Origin of the sequence: Klenkia sp. PcliD-1-E (assembly GCF_024124375.1) — a bacterium.
In the GTDB taxonomy this organism is placed as follows: Bacteria; Actinomycetota; Actinomycetes; order Mycobacteriales; family Geodermatophilaceae; genus Klenkia.
The window spans coordinates 20,528-27,658 of the sequence record NZ_JAMXRZ010000056.1; the positions used below are offsets into that span (position 1 = coordinate 20,528).

The 7,131-nt window shown below is 73.3% G+C and carries 8 protein-coding genes; 6 read left to right on the forward strand and 2 right to left on the reverse strand.

Annotated elements, in window-relative coordinates; genetic code table 11:
• On the reverse strand, positions 1-738 hold the full coding sequence (locus tag NH342_RS12680) for a YqjF family protein (protein ID WP_253015238.1): 738 nt from the start codon (positions 736-738) through the stop codon (positions 1-3).
• Between NH342_RS12680 and NH342_RS12685 the strand changes: the two genes are divergently transcribed.
• The 6 genes from NH342_RS12685 to NH342_RS12710 all read left to right on the forward strand — a co-directional run bounded on the left by NH342_RS12685 (position 737) and on the right by NH342_RS12710 (position 6,476).
• Positions 737-1,558 (forward strand): enoyl-CoA hydratase-related protein, encoded by an 822-nt coding sequence (locus NH342_RS12685; protein WP_253015239.1) that lies wholly within the window; start codon positions 737-739, stop codon positions 1,556-1,558. The two genes, NH342_RS12680 and NH342_RS12685, sit on opposite strands and share 2 nt — an antisense overlap.
• A gap of 147 nt (positions 1,559-1,705) precedes the next feature.
• Positions 1,706-1,963, forward strand: a complete 258-nt coding sequence (locus NH342_RS12690) for a type II toxin-antitoxin system VapC family toxin (RefSeq protein ID WP_253015240.1) — start codon at positions 1,706-1,708, stop codon at positions 1,961-1,963.
• Between the two features lie 165 nt (positions 1,964-2,128).
• Positions 2,129-3,484: a dicarboxylate/amino acid:cation symporter gene (locus NH342_RS12695; RefSeq protein WP_253015241.1), complete on the forward strand. Its 1,356-nt coding sequence runs from the start codon at positions 2,129-2,131 to the stop codon at positions 3,482-3,484.
• Positions 3,485-3,615: 131 nt separating this feature from the next.
• On the forward strand, positions 3,616-4,275 hold the full coding sequence (gene nucS / locus NH342_RS12700) for an endonuclease NucS (protein ID WP_253015242.1): 660 nt from the start codon (positions 3,616-3,618) through the stop codon (positions 4,273-4,275).
• A gap of 106 nt (positions 4,276-4,381) precedes the next feature.
• On the forward strand, positions 4,382-6,163 hold the full coding sequence (locus NH342_RS24230) for a 3-hydroxyacyl-CoA dehydrogenase family protein (RefSeq protein WP_253015243.1): 1,782 nt from the start codon (positions 4,382-4,384) through the stop codon (positions 6,161-6,163).
• Positions 6,164-6,176: 13 nt separating this feature from the next.
• On the forward strand, positions 6,177-6,476 hold the full coding sequence (locus NH342_RS12710; RefSeq protein ID WP_253015244.1) for a hypothetical protein: 300 nt from the start codon (positions 6,177-6,179) through the stop codon (positions 6,474-6,476).
• Here the strand turns inward: NH342_RS12710 and NH342_RS12715 are convergent.
• A partial coding sequence (locus NH342_RS12715; protein ID WP_308200650.1) for a class F sortase occupies positions 6,470-7,131 on the reverse strand: 662 nt, incomplete at its 5' end. The two genes, NH342_RS12710 and NH342_RS12715, sit on opposite strands and share 7 nt — an antisense overlap.

Genomic DNA, 7,131 nt, shown 5'->3' on the forward strand with positions numbered 1-7,131 from the left:
TCACCGGGTCCAGGGGCCGAAGCGCACCGGGACGCCCGGGGTCCACAGCACGCTGTCGGGGGCGCCCTGCACGGGCACCCCGGCGGCGGCGGTGAGGTCCTCGGACAGCTCGACGAGCTCGGCCCGGTGCAGCGGCCACTCCGGGTGCTCGTTGGGCCAGTAGGCGGTGCGGCCGAGGAACCCGCGGTGCAGCCCCCACCGGGCGGTGAGGAAGCGCTCCAGCGGGCCGGGCTCGGGGATGCGGTCACCGATCCGGACGGCGATTCGGCTGTGCGCGCCGCGCGGTCCCGGCCACCGGCGCCGGGAGGTGTAGGTGAACCGGTCGCCGTCGCGGCGGACGCTCATCCTGGCGAACGTGTAGGGCAGCCGGGCGACCCAGCGGGCGGCGAGCACGGGCAGCAGCCGGTCGGCCTCCAGCGAGGAGAACACCACGCCCCGCCGTCCCCGCTCGTCGACGGAGTACAGCCGGACGTTGGTCTCGGCGAAGGAGCCCAGGTAGGGCAGGCCGGGCAGGCCGAAGAAGCCGATGCGGCGCATCCGGAACGGGATGAGGCCGACGTAGGTGGCGCCGTCGAGGGTGTCCGGGCGGGTGCCCGGCGGCAGGTGCGGGGCGACCAGGGCGGGGTCGACGGCCCAGTGCAGGAAGGCGAGGTCGGCCCAGCCCTGGGTGAAGACGGTCCGGGTCACCGGGCGCGGGGCGAGGGGGGTGACCGGTTCGGGCTGCACGGGTGCCTGCATGCCCGCGACGTCCGCCCTCGACACGGTGACCTGCGCGTGGTGGGGTCGGGCCATGGGCAACCCGCCGCGCGTGGAGCGCACCGACGACGTCGTCACGCTCACCCTGTGCCGGCCGGAGAAGCGCAACGCGCTCTCCCGGGACCACCTGACCCAGCTGCTGGCCGCGGTGCGCACGGTCGCGGCCAGCGACGCCACCGCGCTGGTGGTCGCGGCCGAGGGGCCGGTGTTCAGCGCCGGGCACGACTTCGCCGACGTGGCCGGGGCGCCGCTGGCCGACGTCCGCTCGCTGCTGGCGCTGTGCACCGAGCTCATGCAGACCCTGCACGAGGTGCCGCAGGTCGTCGTCGCCCGCGTCCACGCGCTGGCCACCGCGGCCGGCGCGCAGCTGGTGGCCTCCTGCGACCTCGCCGTGGCCGCCGAGTCGGCCGGGTTCGCCGCCCCCGGCGGCAAGGGTGGCTGGTTCTGCCACACCCCGATGGTCCCGATCGCGCGCAACGTGGGCCGCAAGCGCGCGATGGAGCTCGCCCTGACCGGTGACGTCATCGACGCCCGGACGGCCCTGGACTGGGGCCTGGTCAACCGGGTGGTCCCCGACGAGGAGCTGGACGCCGCCGTCGCCGACCTGGTGCACCGGGCGACCCGGGGGTCGCGGGCGTCCAAGGCCTGGGGCAAGCAGGCGCTGTACGCCCAGCTGGACCGGCCCGAGGCCGACGCCTACCTGCAGGCGGTCGAGACGATGGCCGCGGCGTCCCAGCTGGAGGGCGCCCGCGAGGGCATGGCGGCCTTCCTGGGCAAGCGCACACCGCACTGGACCGACTGAGCACGTTCCTCGCCAACCTAGCCAGCTGCAGACGGCCAGCGTCCACCAGGCGAAGACCCAGCTCTCCACGCTGCTGGACGCCGCCGAGCGGGGCGAGGGCCCGAGGAGACCTGACGGTGCCGACTCGGTCGTGCCGGTGGTGTCGCCGTGGGAGATCGTCATCAAGAGCTCGCCGGGCAAGCTCCGGCCGGTGCCGCGTCTGCCCGGGGTCCCCGAGGAGCGGGGGTCCGTCGACTGCCGGTCGAGGACCTGCACCTGGCCGCCCTCGCCGAGCTGCCGTCGATCCACCGCGACCCGTTCGACCGGATGCTGATCGCGCAGGCGCGGGTGGAGGGGCTCACGGTCATCACGTCCGATGCAGTCTTCGCCCGCTACGACGTCCCGGTGCTCGACGCCCGCAGCTGAGTGATCGCCCCGACATCCAGGAACACGGTCCGACGGTCGTGGTTGACCTCCCTGTGCAGACCCTGAGGCTGACCCGCAGGCGGGTCGTCGACTTCGGTCGGGCGACCACCGGGGCTTGACGTCGCCCCGCACCGACGTCCCCACCCCGTTGGAAAGGTCATCCCTGTGCTCTCCCGCCTCCGCCGCGTGCCCTTCGCGGCCCAGGTCCTCATCGCCCTCGTGCTCGGTGTCGCGCTCGGCCTCGTGGCCCGCGCCATCGGCACCGTCCCCGGCAGCTACGTCGACGGCCAGCTCGTCGCCGGCACCGACCAGAACTGGCTGACCTCGACCCTGGACACCATCGGGTCGACCTTCGTCTCGCTGCTCCGGGTCATCGTCATCCCGCTGATCGTGACCGCGATCATCGTCAGCATCGCCAACCTCAAGCAGGTCGGGAACGCCGCCCGGCTGGCCGGCCAGACCCTGCTGTGGTTCGCCATCACCGCGTTGATCGCGGTGTCCATCGGCATCGGGCTGGGCCTGCTGACCCAGCCCGGCCGCAACAGCTCGGTAGCCGCCTCCGCCGCCGGCTACGAGGGCACCGGTGGCTCGTGGTGGGACTTCCTGACCGGCCTGGTGCCCGCGAACATCCTGGGTCTGCAGGGCTCGTCCGACGGCTCGTTGTCGTTCAACGTGCTGCAGCTGATCGTGGTCTCGGTGGCCGTCGGCATCGCCGCGCTGAAGGTGGGCGAGGCCGCCGAGCCCTTCCTGTCCGTCACCCGCTCCGCGCTGGCGGTCGTGCAGAAGGTCCTCTGGTGGGTCATCCTGCTCTCCCCGATCGGCACCCTGGGCCTGATCGGCAACGCGGTGGCCAGCTACGGCTGGGAGTCCCTGGGCAGCCTCGGCGTCTTCGTCGCCGCGGTCTACGCCGGCCTCGTGCTGGTGCTCGGCGTGGTCTACCCGGTGCTGCTGAAGCTGCACGGCCTCTCGCCGCGGCGGTTCTACGCCGGTGCCTGGCCGGCGATCCAGCTCGGCTTCGTGTCCCGGTCCTCGATCGGCACGCTGCCGGTGACCGAGCGGGTCACCGAGGCCAACCTGGGCGTCCCGCGGTCCTACGCCTCCTTCGCCGTCCCGCTGGGCGCGACCACCAAGATGGACGGCTGCGCGGCGATCTACCCGGCTCTGGCCGCGATCTTCGTGGCCCAGTTCTTCGGCCTGGACCTCTCCATCACCGACTACCTGCTCATCGCGCTGGTGTCGGTCGTCGGCTCCGCCGCCACCGCCGGGGTCACCGGCGCGGTCGTCATGCTGACCCTCACGCTGTCCACCCTGGGCCTGCCGCTGGCCGGCGTCGGCCTGCTGCTGGCCGTCGACCCGATCCTGGACATGGGCCGGACGGCGACCAACGTGGCCGGCCAGGCGCTGGTGCCGACCATCGTGGCCAAGCGCGAGGGCATCCTCGACGAGGAGGTCTACGCCGCCACCACCACGGTCGACCCGGTGCGCTCGCTGGGGGAGACCCGGGAGCCGGCGAACGCCTGACCCAGTTTCCGCGGAGACGGGTCCTCCGCCATCACCGTGCAGCCTCCGCCACCGATGTCGGTGGCGGAGGACGCACGCTGGTCGTCGGAGCTGATCCACGCCGAGGGGGGCACGCGGTAGCGTCGGCGCCCGTGCGCCTGGTCATCGCGACGTGCTCGGTCGACTACGTCGGCCGCCTCACCGCCCACCTGCCCACCGCGACCCGGCTGCTGCTGGTCAAGGCCGACGGCTCGGTGTCGGTGCACGCCGACGACCGCGCCTACAAGCCGCTGAACTGGATGAGCCCGCCCTGCACCCTCAAGGAAGAGCCGGGCACCTGGACGGTCACCAACAAAGCCGGCGAGCAGCTGATCATCAGCATCGACGAGGTGTTCCACGACGTCCGGCAGGACCTGGGGGTCGACCCCGGCCTGCAGAAGGACGGCGTCGAGGCCGAGCTGCAGCGGCTGCTGGCCCTGCACGTGGAGACCTTCGGCCCCGGCTGGCAGCTCGTGCGCCGGGAGTACCCGACGGCGATCGGCCCGGTGGACCTGCTCTGCCGGGACGACCGGGGGACGACGGTCGCCGTGGAGGTGAAGCGGCGCGGCGAGATCGACGGCGTCGAGCAGCTCACCCGCTACCTGGAGCTGCTCAACCGTGACCCGTTGCTCGCCCCGGTCAAGGGTGTGTTCGCCGCGCAGGAGATCAAGCCCCAGGCCCGGGTGCTCGCCCGCGACCGCGGGATCGACTGCCTGACCGTGGACTACGCCGTCCTGAAGGGCACCGACGACCCCACGCAGCGGTTGTTCTGAGACCTGCTTCACGGCTCGCGGTGGTTACCGGCCGGTAACCAGCTCTGGCAGACTCGCCGGACCGGGGTGCGACGACGAGGTCGCACCGGGACGAGGGAGCGGCAGCGTGGCCAGAGAACTCAGCCAGGTCGGGGTCGTGGGGTTGGGCACGATGGGCGCCGGCATCACCGAGGTGCTCGCCCGGGCGGGCCTGGACGTGACCGCCGTGGAGGTCTCCGCGGAGGCCCTCGGGCGCGGCCGTGGCCACCTGGAGCAGTCCACCGAGAAGGCCGTGCAGCGCGGCAAGCTCGACGCCGCCGACCGCGAGGCCCTGCTCGCCCGGGTGCGCTGGAGCACGTCGCTGGACGACCTGGCCGAGGCCGAGCTGGTCGTCGAGGCCATCCCCGAGCGGATGGAGCTCAAGACCGAGGTCTTCGCCCGGCTGGACAAGATCTGCCCCCCGGACACCATCCTGGCCACCAACACCTCGAGCTTGTCGGTGACCGAGCTCAGCGTGGCCACCGGTCGGCCCAGCAAGGTCATCGGGATGCACTTCTTCAACCCGGCGCCGGTCATGAAGCTGGTCGAGGTCATCAGCACCGTCGTCACCGAGCCCTCGGTCATCGCCGACGTCGAGGCGCTGGCCGAGCGGCTGGGCAAGACCGACGTGACGGTCGGGGACAAGGCCGGCTTCATCGCCAACGCGCTGCTCTTCGGCTACCTCAACCACGCGGTCTCGATGTACGAGGCGAAGTACGCCAGCCGCGAGGACATCGACGCGGCGATGCGGCTGGGCTGCGGCCTGCCGATGGGCCCGCTGGCGCTGATGGACCTCATCGGCATCGACACCGCCTACGAGATCCTCGACACGATGTACCGGCAGTCGCGCGACCGGCTGCACGCCCCGAGCCCGATCATCAAGCAGCTGATGACCGCCGGGCTCCTGGGCCGCAAGACCGGTCGCGGCTTCTACACCTACGCCGGGCGCGACTCGGCCGAGGTGGTCCCCGACGCCCTGACCCCCACGCCGGGCGGTGCGGCCGAGGGCGCCCGCCCGGTGCAGAAGGTCGGGCTGGTCGGCTCCGGGACGATGGCCACCGGGATGGTCGAGGTCTTCGCCAAGGCCGGCTACGACACCGTCGTCGTGGCCCGCAGCCCGGAGAAGGTCGACGGCGTGCTCGCCGCGGTCGCGAGGAGCCTGGACAAGCAGATCACCCGCGGCCGGCTCGACGAGGACGGGAAGGCCGCCGTCCTCGCCCGGCTGACCGGCACGACCGACCGCGCCGACCTGGCCGACGTCGACCTGGTCGTCGAGGCCGTGGTCGAGTCGCTGGAGGTCAAGCAGGAGCTGTTCGCCGAGCTCGGCCGGGTCTGCAAGCCGGGTGCGGTGCTCGCCACCACGACCTCCTCCTTGCCGGTCATCGAGTGCGCGCAGGCCAGCGGCCGCCCCGGGGACGTCGTCGGCCTGCACTTCTTCAACCCGGCCACCGTCATGAAGCTGGTCGAGGTGGTCTCCACCGTGGCGACCGCCGACGACGTCGCGGCCACCGCCCACGCGGTGTGCGGCCGGCTGGGCAAGCACGCGGTCTCCTGCACCGACCGGTCGGGGTTCATCGTCAACGCCCTGCTGTTCCCCTACCTCAACGACGCCGTGCGGATGCTGCAGGCCCACTACGCCACCGCCGACGACATCGACGCGGCGATGAAGGTCGGCTGCGGCTACCCGATGGGGCCCTTCGAGCTGCTGGACACGGTGGGCCTGGACGTCTCGCTGGCCATCGAGCGCGAGCTCTACACGGAGTTCCGCGAGCCCGGGTTCGCCCCCGCCCCGCTGCTGGAGCACCTGGTCACCGCGGGGTACCTCGGCCGCAAGACCGGCCGCGGGTTCCGGGAGCACGTCCGCCGGTAACCTCGGCCCCGACATGGGCAGGGGACGGCGGCGGCCGCACGCAGGTGGCCGGCCGCCGCTGTCCCGCCCCCAGCCGGTCGAGAGCGCGCAGGACGGCGACTGGGTGGTCCGCCCGGTCACCGGAGCGGCCAGCACCCGCGCCTACCGCTGCCCGGGCTGCGACCAGGAGATCCGCCCGGGCACCCCGCACGTCGTGGCCTGGCCGGTCCACGCCCGGGACTCCGACCTCGACCCGTGGGACACCGAGTCCTCGGTCGACCTGCGCCGGCACTGGCACACCGCCTGCTGGCGTGCCCGCGACCGGCGTCACTGAAGGGTCGCGAAGACCACCACGTTGTCGGTGTAGCTGCGCCGGGACCGGTCGAACTCCCCGCCGCAGGTGATCAGCCGCAGCTGGGCGTCGACGGTGGGCCCGTAGACCTCCTGGGTCGCGAAGGCCGTCTTGGGGTACTGGGCCACGCGGGTGACGGTGAAGGCCAGGGTGCTGCCGTCGGCCCGCCCGACCAGCACCTGCGCCCCGACCTGGATGTCCTCCAGGCCCCAGAAGACCGCCGGGCCCGACCGGGAGTCCACGTGCCCGGCGAGGACCGCCGGGCCGACCTCACCGGGGGCCACGCCGGCCGAGAACCAGCCGGCCTGCTGGAAGTCCGCGGGCGGCACCAGGGCGCCGGTGGTGTCCACGCCGATCGGCACCAGGCTGCTGGACAGGTCCACGCTCGGGACGGCGACCGACACCGGCGCCGGGGCGGTGGGGTTGCCCGACCCGACCTCGGTCACGATCGGCGCCGGCGGGCTGCCCGCCGTCCCGGGCTCGTCGGCGGCGGGCCCGCCCGGTCCCAGCAGGGCCACCGCACCGGCGACCACGGCCACCAGCGCCGAGGACCAGCGCAGCGCGGTCAGCCACGGACGGCGGCGCCGGTGCCGGTGCCGTGCGGTCGCCGCAGCGTCGGTCGGGGAGCGGTCGTCGA

Bases quoted from the DNA above. Each gene is read 5' to 3' on its own strand.
- NH342_RS12680 (WP_253015238.1), bottom strand. From the start codon at position 738: ATGCAGGCACCCGTGCAGCCCGAACCGGTCACCCCCCTCGCCCCGCGC.
- NH342_RS12710 (WP_253015244.1), top strand. From the start codon at position 6,177: ATGGGCAGGGGACGGCGGCGGCCGCACGCAGGTGGCCGGCCGCCGCTG.
- NH342_RS12685 (WP_253015239.1), top strand. From the start codon at position 737: ATGCCCGCGACGTCCGCCCTCGACACGGTGACCTGCGCGTGGTGGGGT.